Source organism: Barnesiella intestinihominis YIT 11860 (assembly GCF_000296465.1).
Taxonomy (GTDB): domain Bacteria; phylum Bacteroidota; class Bacteroidia; order Bacteroidales; family Barnesiellaceae; genus Barnesiella; species Barnesiella intestinihominis.
In genome coordinates this window covers 209580-229673 of the sequence record NZ_JH815203.1, presented here as the reverse complement: position 1 = coordinate 229673, position 20094 = coordinate 209580, and the positions used below count along the sequence as shown (strand labels likewise).

At 56.2% G+C, this 20094-nt stretch carries 18 protein-coding genes; 17 read left to right on the top strand and 1 reads right to left on the bottom strand.

Features of this window, described 5'->3' with window-relative positions; translation table 11 throughout:
* Nucleotides 1-26 precede the first annotated feature (26 nt).
* From HMPREF9448_RS00930 to HMPREF9448_RS14750, 10 genes are all read left to right on the top strand, one after another.
* Nucleotides 27-4796, top strand: coding sequence for a hypothetical protein (locus HMPREF9448_RS00930; protein ID WP_004293579.1), 4770 nt, complete (start codon nucleotides 27-29; stop codon nucleotides 4794-4796).
* A 51-nt stretch (nucleotides 4797-4847) separates the two neighbouring features.
* Complete coding sequence (locus HMPREF9448_RS00925; RefSeq protein WP_004293578.1) at nucleotides 4848-5135, top strand: hypothetical protein; 288 nt, start codon at nucleotides 4848-4850, stop codon at nucleotides 5133-5135.
* 5 nt (nucleotides 5136-5140) lie between these two features.
* Entirely contained in the window at nucleotides 5141-5464 is a 324-nt protein-coding gene (locus tag HMPREF9448_RS00920; protein WP_004293577.1) for a hypothetical protein, read from the top strand.
* Nucleotides 5465-5574: 110 nt separating this feature from the next.
* Complete coding sequence (locus HMPREF9448_RS00915) at nucleotides 5575-6252, top strand: hypothetical protein (protein ID WP_008860781.1); 678 nt, start codon at nucleotides 5575-5577, stop codon at nucleotides 6250-6252.
* On the top strand, nucleotides 6245-7177 hold the full coding sequence (locus tag HMPREF9448_RS00910; RefSeq protein WP_004293575.1) for a hypothetical protein: 933 nt from the start codon (nucleotides 6245-6247) through the stop codon (nucleotides 7175-7177). Before HMPREF9448_RS00915 ends, HMPREF9448_RS00910 begins: the two co-directional genes overlap by 8 nt.
* A complete protein-coding gene (locus HMPREF9448_RS00905; protein WP_008860780.1) occupies nucleotides 7174-8067 on the top strand; it encodes a hypothetical protein in 894 nt (297 codons plus the stop codon). Before HMPREF9448_RS00910 ends, HMPREF9448_RS00905 begins: the two co-directional genes overlap by 4 nt.
* Nucleotides 8057-8623 (top strand): hypothetical protein, encoded by a 567-nt coding sequence (locus tag HMPREF9448_RS00900; protein ID WP_008860779.1) that lies wholly within the window; start codon nucleotides 8057-8059, stop codon nucleotides 8621-8623. Before HMPREF9448_RS00905 ends, HMPREF9448_RS00900 begins: the two co-directional genes overlap by 11 nt.
* Nucleotides 8620-11202 (top strand): hypothetical protein, encoded by a 2583-nt coding sequence (locus tag HMPREF9448_RS00895; protein ID WP_004293569.1) that lies wholly within the window; start codon nucleotides 8620-8622, stop codon nucleotides 11200-11202. The genes HMPREF9448_RS00900 and HMPREF9448_RS00895 overlap by 4 nt, the downstream gene beginning before the upstream one ends.
* 2 nt (nucleotides 11203-11204) lie before the next feature.
* Nucleotides 11205-11417 (top strand): hypothetical protein, encoded by a 213-nt coding sequence (locus HMPREF9448_RS14755; RefSeq protein ID WP_191835317.1) that lies wholly within the window; start codon nucleotides 11205-11207, stop codon nucleotides 11415-11417.
* Between the two features lie 49 nt (nucleotides 11418-11466).
* Nucleotides 11467-11811, top strand: a complete 345-nt coding sequence (locus tag HMPREF9448_RS14750) for a hypothetical protein (RefSeq protein WP_229031372.1) — start codon at nucleotides 11467-11469, stop codon at nucleotides 11809-11811.
* A gap of 108 nt (nucleotides 11812-11919) precedes the next feature.
* Here the strand turns inward: HMPREF9448_RS14750 and HMPREF9448_RS14680 are convergent, their stop codons facing one another.
* Nucleotides 11920-12078, bottom strand: coding sequence for a hypothetical protein (locus HMPREF9448_RS14680; protein ID WP_008672739.1), 159 nt, complete (start codon nucleotides 12076-12078; stop codon nucleotides 11920-11922).
* A 14-nt stretch (nucleotides 12079-12092) separates the two neighbouring features.
* Between HMPREF9448_RS14680 and HMPREF9448_RS00885 the strand changes: the two genes are divergently transcribed.
* The 7 genes from HMPREF9448_RS00885 to HMPREF9448_RS00855 all read left to right on the top strand — a co-directional run bounded on the left by HMPREF9448_RS00885 (nucleotide 12093) and on the right by HMPREF9448_RS00855 (nucleotide 19960).
* Nucleotides 12093-13352, top strand: a complete 1260-nt coding sequence (locus HMPREF9448_RS00885; RefSeq protein WP_004293566.1) for a hypothetical protein — start codon at nucleotides 12093-12095, stop codon at nucleotides 13350-13352.
* Nucleotides 13353-13426: 74 nt separating this feature from the next.
* Nucleotides 13427-14494 carry a metallophosphoesterase family protein gene (locus HMPREF9448_RS00880; protein WP_004293565.1) on the top strand — a complete coding sequence of 356 codons (1068 nt, stop codon included), beginning with the start codon at nucleotides 13427-13429 and terminating at the stop codon, nucleotides 14492-14494.
* Nucleotides 14482-16806, top strand: a complete 2325-nt coding sequence (locus HMPREF9448_RS00875; RefSeq protein WP_004293564.1) for a hypothetical protein — start codon at nucleotides 14482-14484, stop codon at nucleotides 16804-16806. The genes HMPREF9448_RS00880 and HMPREF9448_RS00875 overlap by 13 nt, the downstream gene beginning before the upstream one ends.
* Nucleotides 16781-17266: a crossover junction endodeoxyribonuclease RuvC gene (locus HMPREF9448_RS00870; RefSeq protein ID WP_004293563.1), complete on the top strand. Its 486-nt coding sequence runs from the start codon at nucleotides 16781-16783 to the stop codon at nucleotides 17264-17266. Before HMPREF9448_RS00875 ends, HMPREF9448_RS00870 begins: the two co-directional genes overlap by 26 nt.
* A gap of 129 nt (nucleotides 17267-17395) precedes the next feature.
* Nucleotides 17396-18013 carry an RNA polymerase sigma factor gene (locus HMPREF9448_RS00865; RefSeq protein WP_008672743.1) on the top strand — a complete coding sequence of 206 codons (618 nt, stop codon included), beginning with the start codon at nucleotides 17396-17398 and terminating at the stop codon, nucleotides 18011-18013.
* Complete coding sequence (locus HMPREF9448_RS00860; RefSeq protein WP_008860778.1) at nucleotides 17991-18608, top strand: hypothetical protein; 618 nt, start codon at nucleotides 17991-17993, stop codon at nucleotides 18606-18608. Before HMPREF9448_RS00865 ends, HMPREF9448_RS00860 begins: the two co-directional genes overlap by 23 nt.
* Nucleotides 18605-19960: a DnaB-like helicase C-terminal domain-containing protein gene (locus HMPREF9448_RS00855; RefSeq protein ID WP_008860777.1), complete on the top strand. Its 1356-nt coding sequence runs from the start codon at nucleotides 18605-18607 to the stop codon at nucleotides 19958-19960. Before HMPREF9448_RS00860 ends, HMPREF9448_RS00855 begins: the two co-directional genes overlap by 4 nt.
* Nucleotides 19961-20094 lie beyond the last annotated feature (134 nt).

Sequence of the window (20094 nt, the reverse complement as noted above, 5' to 3'; positions counted from 1 at the left end):
GCACTATACTTTCAGAAAAAGGTTTCATGGCAAAGATTCTCATCGCCCGGGGACAGGCGACCATCTATGTCCAGAAGGACGGGTATACCATAACCCAGTCTTTGGGTGAATACGTGTTCCCCGCGGATGACACGGGGAAGATTCTCTCGTCCGTCACTCTCACCTCGACCGTACGGGTGATGTGCGGGGACGAGGAACTCACGGCCTTTACCATCGGTGCGGTGGGTAAGCCGGCGGGATTCTCATCCGTTACCGTCAATAACGGCACGAAGACCTTAACCTACGTTATCACCGCCGGTACGACGACCCTCGCCGACCACGGAACAATAGATATTCCCGTGACAATTTCCGGTATTGTCTATCATCTGTCGTTCGTCTGGTCGAAAGCCAAGGCGGGTATCCCGGGCAAGGACGGGGTCGATGCCGACATGCTCGACTGGGTCAAGGAGTGGAATACGGGTAAGACGCTCATCAACGGCAACACGGTCATCACCCCCAAACTCTTTGCGGGCACGAAAAACAGCGACGGCACCGTCTCCGGGATAGCCATAGGCTCGTTTACACTCAATACGAAGACCTCCTCGGGAACGATCGCCGCAGAGGCGGTAAACGGCATCTATGGATTTAGGGATGGCTACAAAACCTTCTATGTAGATAACGGCGGTAACGCCCAGTTGGGTTATGGCGACCAGTATGTCAGGTATAACGCCACGACAGGCAAGGTCGAGTTCGGCAGCGGAGTGAGTCTGAACTGGGTCGGTGCGACCTACATCGACAAGGACGGCGTCTTTACCGGAACACTCTCGGCCGATACGATTAAGACGATTTCCATCAGTGCTTCCCAGATCACATCGGGGATTATCGCTGCGGCACGCATCGACACGGCGGCGTTGAAAGCCTCCTTGATTACCGCCGGAAACATCGAAGCTCTGACCTTGAACGTTACAAAAGGGAAAATCGGCGGCTGGACGGTGGATGCCGACTCCCTTTACCGGGGTACGAAGAACAACACTGTGGGGAGCTGCACCTCTGCCGCAGGTAGCATTACGCTCGGCTCGAACGGTATCCGGGGCTATAAATGGCGGCTGGATGCCTCGGGAGCCGGAGCGGTCGCGGGCGGCAACATCGCGTGGGACGCTTCGGGCAACGTCACGTTCGCCTCGACGGTCAGTGCCTTGTGGACGGCACCTATCGGCTCCCTCACCACGGCTTTGGGCGGCAGCGGCTATCCCAAGCTGACGAAGATCACGGCCGACGGAATCTATACCGGCAGTATCACCGCCTCGCAGATTACCGCAGGAACCATCTCCGCCGACCGCATAGCGGCAGGCAGTATAGCGGCCTCGAAGCTCGATGCCGCCAGCATCAGGTCCTCCATCATCAACACGGACTATATCAACGGCCTGAGCTGTACCTTCACCAAAGGAAAAATCGGCGGCTGGATGATCGGGGCTTCGGCCCTCACTGCCACGCATATCTCGATAGACAGCGGCAACAGACGCATCGCGGTGTACGGGGCCAATTCGGGTGTCGCTAGCGGGCAGCGGGTGCAGCTCTACTACAACAGCGACACGGACTTCGGGCTCTATACCACGGACAGTGCAGGGTACTGCGTGGCACAGCTGGGTTCGAGCAACAGCATAGCCGGCTGGACGATCGACACGACTTCCATTCGCAAGGGCAACGTGTCGCTGGGCAGCGACGGCTCGATCATCAACTCCACGAAATGGAAACTGAACAACGACGGTTCGGGGCAGATCGCCTCGGGCAACATTGCATGGGACACTGCCGGGAACGTTACGTTCGGGGCTTCCGTATCGCTGCAATGGAAGAACGACATCGAAGCGGCCAAGGTTACGAACTTCGGCTATCGATATTACAAGAAACTCATCATCAACGGCGACGAAGCGACCTATTATCCAGTCGTTTTCAAAGGTGGCGACCAGAACATCAAACGTACCATTCTCGTCCGTCGGGGATATGCCGAGCAGGCTCCGGTCTCGTGGAACACATCCACGCACAAAGGAGGTCTGATCGTACTTATCAAAACCAACTTCGGCGGTTGGGGTGGCATTGCCTATTCATGGGATATCTATGACCTTTCCGAGACCTACTGCCGGATGTTCGCCGGGGCGCAGCTGTGCGGCAACTACTGCATGTTCGCCGTCTTCCTGCGTGGCGGCGGCGATACGGGTGCCGTGTACCACCTCTACTCCGACCAGCCGATAGAGAGCAGCAGTTATAGTCCTTCGCCGATTCCGGCAGCTCCGCAAATCGCTTACGGCAACGACCTTATCTTCCAGAGCGGTTCCACACAAGCCTATGCCCCCGCGCCGCGCACCCTCACGGCTGCCGTCGAGGAGGAGATCCGCCGCCATCGGTTCATTGCTCTGGCGCAAAGCACGGACAGCACGCTTGCGGCGCACCCGCTGACCTATATCGGCTCGACAGGGATTTACACGGGCACCCTTACCGCGGCGCAGGTCAACGCCGTGGCGATCGATGCCGGCAGTATCAAGACGGGAACACTTTCGGCAGACCGTATCGCCGCGGGCAGCATCAGCGCCTCGAAACTCGATGCCGTGGGTATCAAGTCGTCCATTATCAATACCGATTACATCAACGGTCTCAGCTGCACGTTCACGAAGGGCAAGATCGGCGGTTTCTCCATCGGCAGTGACAACATGACCATAGGGAACGTCGGAGCTGTGGGTGCCATCCCGTTGCAAATCCGTTCCGCCTCCACGGGCAGCGGTTACTGGTACACGGGAGCCTACAAGCCGCTGGGTATATGCCTTACGTGGTATCAGAGCAGCAATGCAGGGCATATCGTCCTCGGGCAGGTGGCGGCATCCGGCAACAGTGTCAAGACCGGATTCATAGGTCTTCAGATGATGTCATGGGACAATCTGGAATACTTCTGCCTCTCGGTGAACTATACCAAAAGCGGCAGCAAGGAGGTATACAACCGTATCGCGGGGTGGGCCTTCGACCACAACCATATCTGGAAAAACAACATCTCGCTGGGCAGCGACGGATCTATCGCCAACTCCACGAAATGGAGTCTGAACAACGACGGGTCTGGGCACATAGCCTCGGGTAATATCTCATGGAATGCCGCCGGCACGGTTACCTTTGCCGCATCCGTATCCGCCCAGTGGACTACGGGCATCACGACGGCGCAGGAACTCGCTTCGGCCATGGCGTTCGGGAAGATGCTCTACCGCGACCCGACTTTCTGGAACGGAAACAACGGTGTCGTGGTTTACAACAACTCCCAGAACGGTATGGTGACCGTTACCCGGCAGCAGGATGCCACGGCACCCAATGACAGCAAGTATGTCCTGAAAATCCAGACCAGCGGCAGTGCCAGCCCTCGCAACGGAGGCTTCTATTTCGGGGCGAAATGCGGTTACCGCAAGGTGCTCGTCGCCCGCATTATCGCCAAGATCCCCGCCGGCAGAAATCTCTGTTGGGCGACGAACAGCGTCGGCACGGGAGGTTCGCACCGGTGGCTTACGTCGAACGCCGGCACGGGCGACTGGAAAGAATACGTCTACAAGGTCGTGTGCGGCACCGCCGATTTTTCCAGCACCCATTTCTTCTACGTGGACGGCACGCAGGGGACTTCCGATACGCCTGTCATCTGGTATGTGGCCTATGCCACGGTCTTCGACCTTACCTCCACGGAGAAATACACGACCACCATCGATGCCAACGGCATTTACACGGGAACCGTACGCGCCAACCAGATTATCGTGGATTCCGCCCTGACTGTCGGAGGGAGCAGCTATAACGGCAGCATCTCCGTCAAGGATGCGAACAATAGCGTAAAGGTCACGCTGGACAGGAACGGTATCACGGCCGTGAGCGGCAAGATCGGCGGCTGGATTCTCGGAACAAGCGCCCTGACCGCTTCGGCTCCGGCCTCGGGGCACCGCATCGTTATGGGGGCTTCAGGATATATTTACCACGACAACCCTTCCACCGGAGTAAACTATTGGGCGCTGAACACGGACGGTTCCGCCACGTTCGGGTGCGGGAAAATCTCCTTTGCCAATGACGGATCGGGTTATCTGGCCAACCAGAATATCAAATGGGACGCCTCGGGAAATGTCACGATGACGGGCACCATCAACGCCAATGCCGGCACCATCGGGGGATTCGTCATCGGTCAGGGGCGCATCGGCTCGACGGCGACAGGAACCGGCTCAGGCGGCGGCCTTGCCATCTACGACGACCTGTTCCGCGTGGGGGACACCATTTCGTATGTCCTGTTCGGCAGCAACACCATACCGGCATCCGCCGGCGGATCATGTGCCACCGGACGTATTGTGAACAACAAGGTGAACAGCATCTTTAATAACAACTACGGGCTTTATATCGATGTCAAAAACGGTAACCGTAACTACGGAATATGGTCCAATGCCTCTGTTATAGCCCCTGCCTGCATCGGCAACAAGATCAAGAATGTCTATTTCACAGGCAGCGGTTACACGATCGATTTCTCGCAGTTCAACATCTTTTTCGTTTATGCCAACCAGAAGTACAGCGTGACCCTGCCGTCGGCATCGTCCGTGGCCACCATGTTCGGTTACTCGACTCTGCCGTCGGACTTCGCCTGCATATTTACCCTAATTTACAACTACAACTGGGGGAATAGCCTTGTATTCACCAATATCCGTAACCACAACGGGGATCTTGCCAGTTACACGTTAGCCAAGGGAGACTCCATTACGGTATTGTGCGCCAATTACCCCTCGTTCCATTACCAGATATTAAATCACTCTTATTAAAAACTTTTCTGCTGGGAATATCCCTACACTTAATAAAAACAGAAGCGAATTATGAACATCACCAACGTAACGGTAACCAAGGTTGCCGAAGAGAGCACGGAGAATGCCGACTACCAGTTGGAATATTCCATCGTCAATGACGCGCTGACCCGCGTCCACGCCTCCATCCGCAAGAAGGATACGGATGGCTCGGGGAACGCTCCGCAGATAGGTATCATCTACATGGAACAAGGCGTTATTTCATGCAACATTCCTATGGGAGAGCCGCTTGCACCCCTGTTTCATGATTTCGATACCATGATCGACGAAATAAAAAAGAGTAACGTACAAAATGCATAAATAATATGGAACTGTCAGTCAAAGACCGCCTTTACCTGCCGTCCTTTTTGCCGGCACGGGGCAACTTCAAGGACTTCAACCTCAAAAAAGAGATTCTGCGCAAGATCGCCATTCCGGACGAGGAGCGCAAAGCCATCGGTCTTCACGAGAATGCCGAGGACAAGCGCATCGAATGGGATGTGGAGAAGGAGAAACCGCTTGCCGTGGAGTTCTCGGGGGACGAGATGGAGTATCTCCGGAAAGCCTGCGAACGCATCTCGGACGAGGAGCTTCCGGACGATATGTGGGCTACCGTGTCGCGCATCTACGATTTCATTCAGGAGAAGTAAACCATCCTTTCTTTCTGCCGCTACTCTTTTGAAAAGAGTGCCCGGTCGTACTCTGATGTATGGTCGGGCTTTTTGTTGAAGTATCGTTCATGGCAAGACAGGACATAACAATGGACGCCGAATACGGTGAGGTGGAGACTTCCGGCAATATCGCCGGCAAGAGTTTCTACGACTTCCGCCTGCTCGATGCCGTCGCGGGTGCGGACAACGACACCTTCCGCTACGGAGAGATTACCGTCCCCGTCGGCTTCGTGTACACGTATAACGACGGCAAAGGGTTCCATGTCAGGATTCCCTATACGCCCGACATGCGCCGCCTGACGGTCCGTCTGGTTATGGAAAGCGGTTCGGGCGGCACGGAGTACCTGAGAAATCCTGCGACGGGCAAACATTGGTTTCCCGTCGTGGTGGAGACGGAAGCCGGCACGGCCGATATCGCCCTGGCCGCATTTTTCTCCCTCAATGAGAAGGGAGTCTACAACCTGCTGTCACGGGACGGTTACCTTGCCGTGTACAGCGGCTCAGAGACCGACTTCGAAATAGGAGCCGCCAAAGCCCAGAACGAGACGTTTCTGCTGAAAGCTTCAGCCGGAAATCTCTACCAACATTCTACGACAGGTGTCGGCCTCGTCGACTACCTGCATTCGAGTCTGGAAAACAACGGTCTTGCCGCCAAACTGCAGTCGGAATTCCTGTCGGACAAGGTCGTCATCAAGAATGCCTATATGGATTCTGCCACGGGAGAGCTGCTTTTAGAAACCGAGGAAAAGGAGGAGAACGATGGGTAAGTACAGGGTCGTAGCCGGACAGAATATCTACGATGTGGCCCTGTACCTGTACGGCAGCATCGAGGGAGTCGTGGATTTGCTCATCAACAACCCCGATCTCTCCTTCGCCACGACATTGACTGCCGGCCGGGAACTTGTCTACACGGACGATTTCGTTATCCGCGCCGATGTAGTCGCCTATAACGGGTTGCACGGCATCGTCCCCGCTAACGGTGAACGGCATGTCTATCCCAAAACGTTCACCTTGCCGCTTGCTGTCGTCCTCACGCTCGCTGCCGGGATCATCACCGTGCAGTGTGCCGTTTCCGGTGCGGGACAGCTGGAAATCGACTGGGGCGACAACAGCGACACCGAGACCGTCCTCCTCGCGGACACGCCGCAGCTGCTCACCCATACCTTCGACAACAAAGTCAGGGACAGGCGTCGTATCCGTTGGTTTACCGATGCCTGCTTCCGGAGTATCGACTGGAGCGGGCTCAAACCGCGGTCGTTGGTACTGGTGCAGACACTGCCGGTGGAGGAGCTGACGCTCACGCACGCCACACTCTCCTTGGAGAGCCTGCGGCTGCTTTCCGGAACCTACAGCCTGAACCTGTCGAATTGCGCGTTGGCCGATCTTGCACCGCTTGCCGAATGCCGGGAACTGATGACACTCGACCTCTCCGCCGCCCGACTGAAACCGACAGTCATAGATCATTACCTGACAACCCTTGTGGAACATTACGGCGACCGACGGAATTGCACGGTCATTTTACCTACAGCCCCGACGGGAACCTATCGGGAGCCGGACCGGGATACCGAAACGGGGCGCTACCGTATCGCCTCGGGCATGGAAGCCGTATGGGTCATCCTGCACGAGGAGGCCTGGAATGAGGGTGGCGCGTGGAAATTCATTATCGACGATATAACCTATACAGTGGAATGAGCCGTACGATCAAGGAAATATACAACGAGGCCGTTGCGGAACGCAACCGGAGGCTGGAGCTGGCAGAGTTTGCCAGCGACTCCAAACTGTCCGTCATGAACGGCATCCTGTGGGTAGTGGCGGCAGCCATATACAGTTTCGAGACCCTGCTGGATGTCTTCGCGGTGGATATTTCCGAAGCCATCAACGGGCGTATCAACGGTACGCCTGCCTATTATGCCAACGCCCTGCTGCAGTACCAGCAGGGAGACGAACTGACGGTGCGGGAAGACGGGCTGGCGTTCGGCTATCCGAATGTCGACGAAACCAAACGCATCATCACACAGGTATCGTATGTGGAGAGTACCGATGACCGGAACCTGGACAGCAAGCTGATCCTGAAAGTAGCTACCGGCACGAAAGGCAACCTTTCCGCCATACCGCCTGAAGACCTGGTACCCATCAATGCCTATATCGGCAAGTTGAAGTTTGCCGGAACACGGGTGGAGGTCATCTCCACCAAGGGCGATGTGCTGATACCGCGCCTGACGGTCTTCCATGACGGGGCCGTACCTGAATCCGAGGTATATGACGCCATCGAGGAGCAGCTGAACGCCTATATGATGGAAATCGACTTCGATGCCGCCGTCTATGTCTCCCGTCTGACGGATGCCGTACGTCGTGCGGAACATGTGACCGATGTCCATATTGACGAGAATGCGGTACCCGAACAGGGAATCTTCATAGCCAGCCACGATACCGACGGCCATATCCGGCCCCCGCAGCGTGTCGCCCGCATGACCCATACCGCATCGGGATACCTGAAAGAATCATCCGGCAAGGACGAGGAGGCCGGCCTGCCCAACTTCCGTGAGGCCATCATCCTGAAAATAGAAAACCATGAGGTATAAGTTATCCATAGACCGCACCGTAAACCGCCTTGTCCCGCACTATCTGTCGGGACGGAAATTCATCCTGTTCGTGCAGAGCTGCCTCTACCCGCTGCAACGCACCAACGAGTGGTTCCGCAGTTTCACGAGGGAACGGCACATCGAGGCGCGCATGACCTCACAGGTCATCTATTTCGAGTGGTTCCTGAACTACCGGTTCGGTAAATACATCAAGGACGGCAAGGACCGCATCTTCATCAAGGACAGCACGAGTGTCGGTGTGGACCTGTACCACGAAGGGGCGGAATACCAGCGTCCTTTCACCGTATGGTACAACGGGGAACAGGTTACAACGGACAATGAGGCGGAACGCCCCCGTCCGTTCTACCTGCTGGCGGAAGAGAAGCTGATCAACAAGGTCAGCTTCATGGTCTGCGTCCCGCCCGTCACCATACCTCCGCGGGAACTGGTCTATATGCTTTCCTATGTGGTGAACACCTATAAGACAGCAGGCAAGACCTACCTGATCAAGATCGACGAAGACGAATACACCCCCAATAAGAATACAGGACAATGAAAGAATATATTGCGGAAACCGGCGGACGGTATACCTACTCGGACGATATCCTGAACTTGCAGGAACTGGCTCTCAGCATGAGTGCCGTTTTTGACGGCTGCTCGGACTTCATCATCTCCGGATGCGAGATCGAGGGTCCCCGCGTCTCCCCGGGTTATGTCTGGCTCGGCGGAAAGGTACGCCGTTTCGACGGCTGCGCCGATGCTGTCTATCCCTATTATATATACGAAATCAACCGGCATGAATCGGTGGTCTACGCCAATGAGGTCAACAAGCGCGGGCGTACCTGTTATCTCTGTGCCGGAGCCAAGGCTGTCCCGGATACGGTCGATCCGGTTACTGACAAACTGCCGGCGGCCATCGAGGTGACGGAGAGCTATGCACCCCGGTTCATCGACAAGTTCTTCGGCCGCTATGCTGTCCTGCTCGATACACCTTTTGCCCGGCAGACCGTCAAGAAGGATCTGGTGCTGGCCGGAACGTTCACCGGGCAGAAAGAAATCAGCTCCAAGACCGCCGTCTCCGTCAGCGGCGGGAACGGCTACATGCTCAAAGGCATCGTCAAGGCGGACGGCCATGCCGCCATCGGTGCCTACCTGCACGGTCTGCTTGTCAACGAGATTGTCATCCGGACGGACGGCACGTTCAGTTTCATGAAACAAGGCAAGGAACTGGCCAGGGTTACGGAAGACGGCATATCCTGCGGTACTTCGCTGAATGAAAACGCCCGGATCGGGGCTGTCCGCATCAAGGGATACGACATCTATAACACCTCGGATGTGACGGATGAGGGTTGTATCCGTATCAATTACCACGGCACGGAGGGCGGCGGAACAAAATACCGTGACTTTGCCGTGCATGACGGAAAAGCCTGCACCACACCTGTTTTGAAAGTCATCGGGCGTACCGCCACCCTGCAGGTCGGCGGACTGCTCTCCCTGCAAAGCACCGGACGGGGTATCGATATTCAGAATACCGCCTATACGAAAGACAATGCCAGGCTGACAAACCTGATTACCTGGCGCGACAGTGCCGCCGCGCTGCTCGCCACCGTCGGCTTCGACACCGCTGACAGTTTCCGTTTTGCGCTGAGGAACGCTCTGGGCGACATCGTGCTTGCCCCTTTGGGAGCGGTGGATGTGCTCGGTACGCTTAAAATCAACGGAAAATCCGTGTCCGACACCTATGTGACCGTCAGGGCCTTTACGGAGGCGATGGGAAAGAAAGTGGATGTGGTAGAAGGCAAACAGCTCTCTACCGAAGACTTCACGACCGAATACAGGAAGAAACTGGCGGCTATCACTACCGGAGAACTGACGGAGGGCGGCGAAGGTTATGTCACATCGGGAACCGTCGCGGCGGCTTTGAAAATGAAACTCTCCGCCGACGGGAACCTTTCCGATGTCATGGACAAGGCTGCCGCCCGGAAGAATATCGATGTCTATTCCAAAGCGGAAGCCGGGGAGGTATTTCTGGAAATCTCCGAAGGATTGAAGGAGCTGGTGCGCCTGACGGCGGACGAGATCAGCGGGCTGACGGCAGAGGAAGCCGCCGAACTGAAAGCAAAGCGGCAGGCGGCCGTCAGGGATACCCTCGATGCCGAAAAGAAAGGTACCGGGGAGCTGAAACTGGCCAAGACCTCGAACCTGTCCGACCTTCCGGACAAGGGCAAGGCACGCAAGAACCTCGAAGTCTATTCCACGGCCGAGATAGACCGGATGATGGACGGCAAGCTCGGGACTGACTCCGCTTACGAGGGCATTGTCTTCACACCCGAACTCAGGGACAAACTGCTGGAAATCAAGACCGGTTCGTTCGCCTACATAGATGAAGGCGGCATTTCGCACGCGCAGGTCGAGGGATACGTGATGACCTCGCAGGTTGTCAGGGAACTCAAGAAAAAGGCGGAGCGGCTGATGGGCGGCTACAACGCTTCCGAAAAGGATACCATCGCCACCAACCTGAACCTGTATACCAAGGCCGGGGCGGACGCCCGCTTCGCCGCGCTTGAAAACCTGTTCCAGGATTACATCGACTTTTTGACCGGGCAAGGAAAATCCCCCATGGAAGCCCGGCAGCTCCTGCGGAACAAGTTGGACGTGCTGTCCAAAGACGAAATCGTCAAGGACTACCTGCGCAAGGACGGCAAACTTTCCGACCTGTCCTTGCCGACAGCGGAGGCGAAACGGCAGGCCTGCCGCGCTATCGGAGCCGCCTATGCGGAAGAATACCAGCCCCTGCTGGCGGATACGGGATGGATGCACATGGAGAACAGCGGCTCGGGAACAGATACCCAGGGGCTGTTTATCCGCCAGATCGGGAATATCGTGTCCATACAGGGGTATATCAATACCGCACGCAGGGACGGCAGCAACTGGGGCGGCATCGTTGCCGTCATCCCGAACAAGATACAGCCCCCGAGATACAGCGTGCGCTGCAGCGCCGCTGACTGGAACGATGACCACAAGTACAACCGGGGCTCCTCGTTCACCATCTACGGCGGTTCGCGCAGGATACAGCTTTACGAGCGCGGTATGTACAATGTCAATGTAGAACTCAACTTCACCTATTTTGTATAGTCATGAAACATAAACTCAATGTAAACGGCGATATTGAAAGCCGCCGGAGGATTGCGGAGCGCAGGAACGTTCCCGTCCGTGAAACCGTACAGCAAACCATTCAACCGCAACATCATGAAACAGAAGAAAATCAGGCGGCAGCCGCAGAAGAAACCGTCTCCCCGGCAGCAGAAGCCCCGAAAGCGAGAAGACGGAAGACCGCAGGGGACGCTTAAGCGCTTTCCTTTCGACGAGACACGGATAGGCTTCATGCTCCGGTATGAGATGCCGGTAGTCTATCATCTGCTCCGCAGGTTATGCGCCACGCAGCAGCCCTTCGAGCCGGACTGGCAGGTCATACGGTCGGTGGCGGAGGCATCGAAAGACCCTTCCTGCGGCAAGGCGAAGTTCCGCCGCTACCTGGACGAGTACCGCCGGGACGGGGTCTATTGCCGGCGCGGGAAACGGCTCACGCCGGAGCGCAAAGCCTACTATGAAGGCATATGCCGCCGCAAGAGAGAAGAGTATATCCGCCGGAACCGCAGGAGGCTGCTTGCCGAAGCGCGGAACGCGCCGGGCGGCGACAGACTGCTCGGAGAGATTAAAAGCATTCTTAAAATGAAACGGTAATGCGCTGAAGGACAATGCCGGTGAGAAACATTCATGTACATGTATGGCTGTTCCGGGTAATTTGCCTAATTTTGTATTCCACGGTCGCTGCAAGACCTTTCCATATTGTCAAATGAGTATCCTCTTTCGGGATACGGTCAGCGAGACATCCTCTCCCAATTTTATCAGTTGAACGCGGACGGTGCAACCGAACCCGTCCGTCCTGTTACCAGTTTCTTTGCGATGCGGGTATACCGTGTCGCATTCTTCGGGCATTTTTAAATCCATAAAACAAAGCGTTTATGCAAGAAGAAGAAAAGAACAACGGCATGGAAGGCATGTCTGTCGAGGAAATGTTCCTCGGCGTTCAGGAATCTTATCAGGAGGCACAGTTGCGTGCCCAGGAGGAGAACAGGGCGTTCGCCCGTACGGAGTTCTTCCGCATGGACAAGTTCGGGACTTACCGTCTCCGTATCCTGCCCATCGCTCCCAATCCGGACGGCTCGCCGACACGTCCGGGCTATGAGTATCCCGTCCACCAGCTGCTTCTGGAGCTGGAGAAACCCGCTACGGGGAACAAGCCCCAGAAGATGTATGTCACTGTCACCCGCGCTACCGATGCCGGATATAGCGTTGATCCCATCGAGACTTACCGCCGCATGGCCGTCGAAGCCGCAAAAGAGGACGGGGACGACAAACTGGCGGAAAAGATTGCCGGGGGCTCGTTCGGAGGCGGTCTGAAATACAGTTACGGCCACTGTCTCTATGTATTCGACCTGGGTGAACGAGCCAAAGGCGTGCAGATGATGACCCTTTCCCATGCCCAGTTCAAGGATCTGGATGAGAGGAAGTTCAAGCTGTGGAGCAAGAAACTGGCCAAGAATCCGTCTTACCCGTGCCCGATTTCCTCGGTGTATGACGCCTATCCGGTGGAGATTGAAAAGCGCAAGAACGGAGCCAAGACCGAGTATGTCATTTCCATTGACAACGAATCGGAACCGGTACCGTTGACCAAGGAGGAGCTGACCGCCCTGATGGGTGCGCCGCGTATCCCGGAAATCATCTACCGCTACACCCGTTATCATCTGGGAGCCACCGTCGAGTTCCTCAAACAGTGCGACGGTATCTACGGCATGTCGCTCATGGAGACGGATGAAATGAAGACGGTCATCGACACGCTGGACGGTGAACTGCCCAAGGAGGATATATCCGCGTTCTCGTTCGACCGCCGTACGAAAGATAACAGAGAAAACGGGCGTGAAGGCGGAGGCATCTCGCTGGACGACCTTTTCGAACGTTATGACGAGCTTCAGCGGCAGGAACTCGGTGAGAAGACCGAGGAAGGCCAGGAGCTGCGTGCGATGATCCGCGGCTACATCGAGCAGGAAGGGCTCTCCGTGCGTGTCACACGCTCCACGAGCAACCGGGAACTACTCGACCTGATCGAAAGCGAGATGGAGGGTCCGAAGCCCAGTGACGAACCGGAGGATGTCCCCGGGGAGGAAGAAGAGCAGCCGGAGGAAACGGAAGAGCGTGCCGGGCGTCCCCGCCACCGCAGATAAGCCTTTCACAAGTTCTTGAATTCTAATCCGACGGGAGGCATCCGGGCCTCCCGTCCTAATCACAATCACTTAGTATGAAAGAGAACAAACCCTGCCTTTTGTTATTGAATGACATCCACATCTCGAAAGACAACATCCCTGCATTCCAGGCCAACTGGCAGGAGGCCATGGGAATTTGCAGGGAACGGGATATCCGGGAAGTGGTTGTCGGAGGAGACCTGTTCTTTTCCCGTGCCGCCCAGACACTCGATGTCCTGCTGGCCGTCAGGGATATGCTTGTATCCGCCGCGGACCATGACATTCATGTCACGCTGGCGGAAGGGAACCACGACAAGGTGAACCAGGAATCCCTGCGCGGATATTGTCATGTCTTCGACCGGCATCCGAATGTGACTGTCGTGGATGAGTACCTGACCCTGTGCCGCCCGGAATGGAAGTTCGCGCTCCATGTAATGAGCTATTTTCCGGAAGACGGCTCTTTTGCCGAAAGGCTCGGACGATTGGCTGCGGAAGCGCTTTCCGGAGAACCGGAGCACTTCCTCTACATCCATGAGGGTATCAACGGGGCATTGGCACAGCCTTCGGAAAAGGAACTGCCTGCCAGGATATTCTCTCCTTTCGACAAGGTCTTTGTCGGCCATTACCACAACCGTACCGTCATTCCGGGGACGGGAATCGAATATATCGGTTCCTCGCGCCAGCATAACTTCGGGGAGGACGAGGAGAAAGGATACACGGTGCTGTATACGGACGGCACGTACGAGTTTGTCAAGAACCGCGTGAACATGCGGTACCGTGTCATGGATATGCCGGCGGAACGTGCCGGGTTGCACCTGATGGACGAGCTGCGTGAAATGGAGGCCGATGGTCGCTACAAGGTCAAGGTGCGTGTCCATGCACCTGCCGCCGCGATGAAATCGGTGGACAAAGCCGCCTTGCTGGAAGCCGGAGCGGCGAAGGTAGAACTGGTTGCCGATGACGAGCAGCTGCCGGAGGCGGTATCCTCTTCGCTCTTCGAGAAATTCGACAGCCGCCGCATCCGGGAAACCTACGAGGACTTCTGCCGGGAGAAACAGATCGAGGATGTGTCGATGGGATTGGAGTATTTATCTAGAATAGAAAACAGATCATGTGGAAATTAAAGACGATAGAAGCCGAAAATCTCTGCGCCTTCCGTTCGCTGTCCTACATGCTGCGGCAAGGCGTGACGACATTGATTTTCGGCGATAACCGGGACAATGAGTCCCAGCAGTCGAACGGGGCCGGCAAGTCTGCCCTGTTGGAATGCATTGCCGTGGGTATCACGGGCAGCCCGCTTAGAAAGATACGCTCGGAGGAGATTATCAACGATGCAGCGGAAGAATGCCGTATCGCTTTGCGTTTCATCAACGATTCCGCCGCCGAGGAACTGCTCGTCAACCGCCGTATCCCGCGCAAGGGGGCTTCCTCTGTCAGCTGTACGCTTTACCGTGGCGGCAAGCAGGTGGTAACCGATGAAGCGGTACAGCCTTCGGTGGATGCCTATAACCGGTATATTCTTGACAAACTGGGTATCACACGCGACGAGCTGCTCAACAATTTCATCCTTTCCAAATACCGGTATGAGGATTTCCTCTCGTCATCGGACAAGGAGAAGAAAGAGGTCATCAACCGCTTTTCCAACGGTATCCTGGTGGATGAAGCCATCGCCAAAGTGGAGGAAGACATCGTGCCGCTCTCTGAAAAGAAACGGCAGGTGGAACTGGAACTGGCCGGGTTGGACGGGCGTATCGGGATGTTACAGGAGCAGATACGCAAGGAGGAGGAAGCCGGAGCCGAGCGGGGGCGTACCCGTGTGGAACGTATCATGGGACTGGAAACGGCCATAGCGGCCAAGAGGGAGCAGATCCGTACCGGGCACGAGAACGTGGACAGGCTTGAGGAACAGCTTGCCGGAGTGCAGCGGGCGGACGAGGCTTTGCAGGAACTGGAAGCCGGAGATACCGCATTGGAAGCATGTCTGGAAAAGATAGCGGAAATGATGTCCCTCTTTCCCGATGCCCGGCAGACGGACTGGGACAAGGTCATTGCCGAAAAGAAAGGACGGTTACAGACCGCCACAGAGCGGCTGAAGGATTGCGATGCCGTCTTGAAGCAGGCGGAACAGGAACTGAAAAACAGGACTGACGGCTGGGAACAGTTCAAGAAGGAGTATGCCGCATTCTGTGAGGCATACAGGGATCAGTCCGATACGACTGCGGAGAGACTGCGGGAAATCGACATCCGTCTGCGCGACCTGTCCGGCAGCATCGAGGAACTGCGTCATAAACGGCGTATCGTTTCTGCCGGTATTGACGGCCTCTCGAACAAACTGGCCGGCTCCATCACCTGTCCTTTCTGCGGGCATGAGTTTCTGGTGGCAGAACCACAGTTCGACATCGAGGCCGGCATGAAGGAACTGAAGCTCCGTCAACGGCAGCTCACGGAAATCAACGGCCGTATCGATGAGAAGCAGGAGGAGACGGATGCCGTGGAGTTGCAGCAGAACCGGCTGAACCATGAGCGCCGGATATTGGAAGGCAGACGCACCGGATGGGAGGAGCAGCTGGCCGGGCACGAACGGGCCATCAGGAATGCCACCCGCCACGTGGAAGAGGTGGAAAGCGGGCATAAACGCATCGCTTCCGAAATTACCGCCCTGCAAAGTGAAATCGAAGGTGTCCGCCGCAAGGTATTCGACGAGGTGTTCGGATTCATAGACGAGCGCAATGCCGCACTGAACCGCGGCATACGGGTAGGCAAGGAAGATATACAGGCTGCGGCCTGCGCCATCGACACTTTGCAGGCCACGATCCGGGAGCTGGATGAGGCGGCTTCACCCGACCTCATACAATCGCTCAAGGACACTCTCCGTGAAACGCGCGGGAAGTCCAACGAGGCGGCAGGGCGCAAGACGGCCGTCGATGCCCGGGTCCGTGCCCTGGAGATACAGCGGGAACGGTTCGTGCAGTTCAAGACCTATCTGGCCAACACGAAAATCGAGGCGCTCAGCCGTATCACCAACGAGTTCCTGCAAGACATCGGCAGCGACATCCGTATCCGCTTCGACGGGTATACCGTCCTCAAGAGTGGTAAGGTAAGGGAGAAAATCTCCATCTCACTGCTGCGCGACGGCATGGACTGCGGCTCGTTCGGCAAGTTTTCGGCAGGCGAAGCCGCCCGTGTGAATTTGGCGACCATCCTTGCCATGCAGAAACTCGTGAACAGCAACTGCGACGGGGACAAGGGACTGGATCTGCTCGTGCTGGACGAGATACTCGAGGCGGTCGATGAAGCGGGGCTGGCCTCCATGTTCGAGGCGCTGAACTCGCTCGGCGGTACCGTGCTGGTAGTCTCGCACGGGAATGTGGCTGAAGGCTATCCGCATAAACTGGTAATCGTGAAAGAGAATGGCGAATCGAGACTCGGAGAATAGCGTACTGACCCGGGAGCAGGTACTGGCGCTGGACATCGCCACGCATACCGGATACTTCTCCCTGCATGAGGCCGGGACATGGAACTTCACCGAAAGCAAACGGCGCAACGGCAACAAGATGCACGGCGCTTTCAGGACTACGCTGCTCTCGCTGCTCCGTCGTTACGGCATCCGCCGCGTCGTGGCCGAGGATGTGAGCGTGAACCGCCATTTCTACGACATGCGGCGGCTCTCGGAACTCAGGGGTATCCTGCTCGAAGTGTGCGATGAACTGGATATCCCGGAACCGGAGTTCGTCAACCCGGCTGTCCTCAAGAAATGGGCGACGGGAGACGGACACGCCACCAAGACGCAGATGGTCGCGGCCTGCAAGGACAGATACGGTATTGTCCCGGTGGATGACAATGCGGCGGATGCCTGCCACCTCTTCTACTATTACATCCGCAGGCACAGGCTGTGACAAGCCGACAACGGTTTGGATTTTTTCCGGGCGGCGGTAATGCTGCCGCCCGTTTTTTCAATTGACGCTCACGGTAGCTGACAGATTAGGACATGAGATTCATTATCAACCTTTTCAGTCAGTGGAAACGTGGAAAAGAAAGATGTGTTTATTGCGGTTCTCCAGCCTGAAGACGAATCCGCGAGACAGAGGGCGGAACTTCTCAGAAAATATGTGATGCCGCACAAGAATCTGATATACAGCATTTGTATCAAATATACCTATAACCAGGAGGACATCGAGGACAACTACCTCGAGGCGTTGGCCAACTTCTTCAAGTATATGGACAGTTATGACCCGGCCCGTCCGGTAAAGACCTGGATCTATGCCGTGACCAAACGGCTTGTGGCGGACCTGAACAACCGCAACAGGAACCGCATGCCCCCGGACGACAATATCGACATTTCGGAAATATCCTCTTCGCTGTCGGATGAGGACGAACCGTCGGGAAACAGCATGGGGATGGACAACTACCGCGAGTTCTATAACGATGACATCCTCTGGGCACTGGACCGGCTCAAACCGATTTACCGGGAAGCCCTGCTCTTGCAGCAGGCTGGTTACAAACTCGGGGAAATCATGGAAATCACCTATAACAACGGTACTTTGCAGACCAGGAACGTAGAAACGGTAAAAAGCCGCATCTTCCTAGCCAAGACGCAGCTGCGCAAACTATTGACACGCGATGGAGAGAAAAGAATGGATTGACGGATGCCGGAGGCTCTTTACACGGCTGGTCCGCACCACGGTGTGGGCGGATTTTGTGTTCCCTACCGGCGGCAAGTCGGACAGGCAGCTCGGGATGTGTTTCGACGGCTTGTGCCGGGAGGTCGTCTCCGTCAGTGCGGAACGCCTGTCCGACTTCTGTATCTGCCAGGCATATGCCATTTCCGGATATGATACCGCGTATCGCAGGAAATGGAACGTCTCCCATTCATTCGGAAAGAAAGCCATCGGCCGCTATCTCCGCTCGGGAAAGGAACGCCGCTACCGGGAGGACCGGTGGCTGAAGAGTTTCGGGCTGTCACGGCATGATTTGGCGCGGGCAGTGGAAGACCGCCGCAGCCATCCGTTCGGGCGTTTTATTTATCCGGAATACGAGGAGACGACCAAGCGGCGACTGCTCTCCACCGAAGCGGGATATCTCGTCTGTGCGCTCTCCACGCTGATGTGGACGCCTTTCTCCCCGTCATGCTCAAAATGTGCGAAAGCGGAGCCATGCCGCAGAAGGACACAGGCGCGCTATCCGGAACTGTACCGTATCCGCTGTGAGGCGTGGCGGAAAAAGGAGGCGAAGCCATGAGTGCCGTCAATCCGCTCAGTGCCGAGTTCCTGTATGAACTCTATGCCACGGCGCTCAGACAGGAACCGTTGTGTGCTGTCCTAGCCCGGCATATGCGTAAGGAATACCTGCCGGACCGTTCGTTCCAGCGGGTACAGGAGGCGATAGCCGTACACTTCAAGACATACAAGGCACCGCCGTCGTATGCCGTGCTGGCACAGACCTTCCATGAGGATTACGACGCCATCGAGCTGATAGACACTTTCCGGGAGTATGACGAGGGACAGAGTGCCGAGGTGATGACCGACATGCTGGAGTCCTACATCAAGGGGGTCCGGTTGCAGTCGGTCTATGCGGAGGTCGGGAAACTGTATAACGAGAACAAACAGGACAAGGCGGAGAAGACTCTTCGGGAATATGCCGAGTGGCTGGCAGGGTTCACGCTGAAGAGTTCCTCGTTCGTCGATGTGGCCGCGACTTTCAAGGAGCGTTTCGAGAGGAACCGCCGGCGCGAGGAGGAAGAGGAACGCTCGGCCGCCCCTCGTGTGTCCCGCTTCTACATCCCGTATCTGGATGCGCTCAATGCCGGACGTAACCTGCGAGGTCAGCTGACCTGTTTCCTGGCCAGCACAGGCGTGGGAAAGTCGCACATCGCCAAATGGATCGGTGTCAGGGCGGACATCGATGACGGGCTGCATGTGCTGCATTTCCAGCTGGAAGGTTCGGAAGAAGAGGCGTTGAACGCCTATTCCGGCGGACTGATTTCCAGGAACGCCTACTATTACGAGCGGGGAAAGATTTCGGATACGGAGATGAGACATCTGGAAAAACTGGTCGCCTCGTATGCCGGAAGCATCACGGTGCGCAGTTACCCGCGTTTCAATGCCCAGGTCTCGACACTCGACATCAAGAACGGCATTTCGGAATACAGGAAGCTCAAAGGATATAATCCGGACATCGTGATTGTGGATTCGATGGACTTGCTGACGGATGCCAACCGCCGTTCATGGGGAGCCGACCATGAACGGGCGAAGCGTATCGCGGTGGCTAATGACCTGAAGGACCTGGCGGCGGACGAAAAGGTATGGATGGTGGTGACTTACCAGTCTACCATCGAAGACCGGGAGTGGCTGAATGACGAGCGGAACGTGCTGACCGAGTACAACTGTTCGGAGGCCAAAGGTCTGGCCCGCCCGTGCACGCACCTTGTTTCGCTCAACCAGTCATCGGCTGAAAGAAAGGAGAACGTTATGCGCCTGCACGTGGCCAAAAGCCGGTTCTTCAAGAAAGGAGACACTATCAGGATTGCCACCGACTACGACAATGAGGTGTTCTATGACGGGCAGAGGACACTGAATCTGAACAGGGAATAAAAAGCCATCGATCCGGATGCGGCGTGTCGGTGGCTTTTTGACTTGTAACGACTGGAATGTTGAGAATATATGGCAGCTTACATGCGTAAAACCAATTCCGGACAGATACGATTTTTATTGTATGCCCTTTGTAT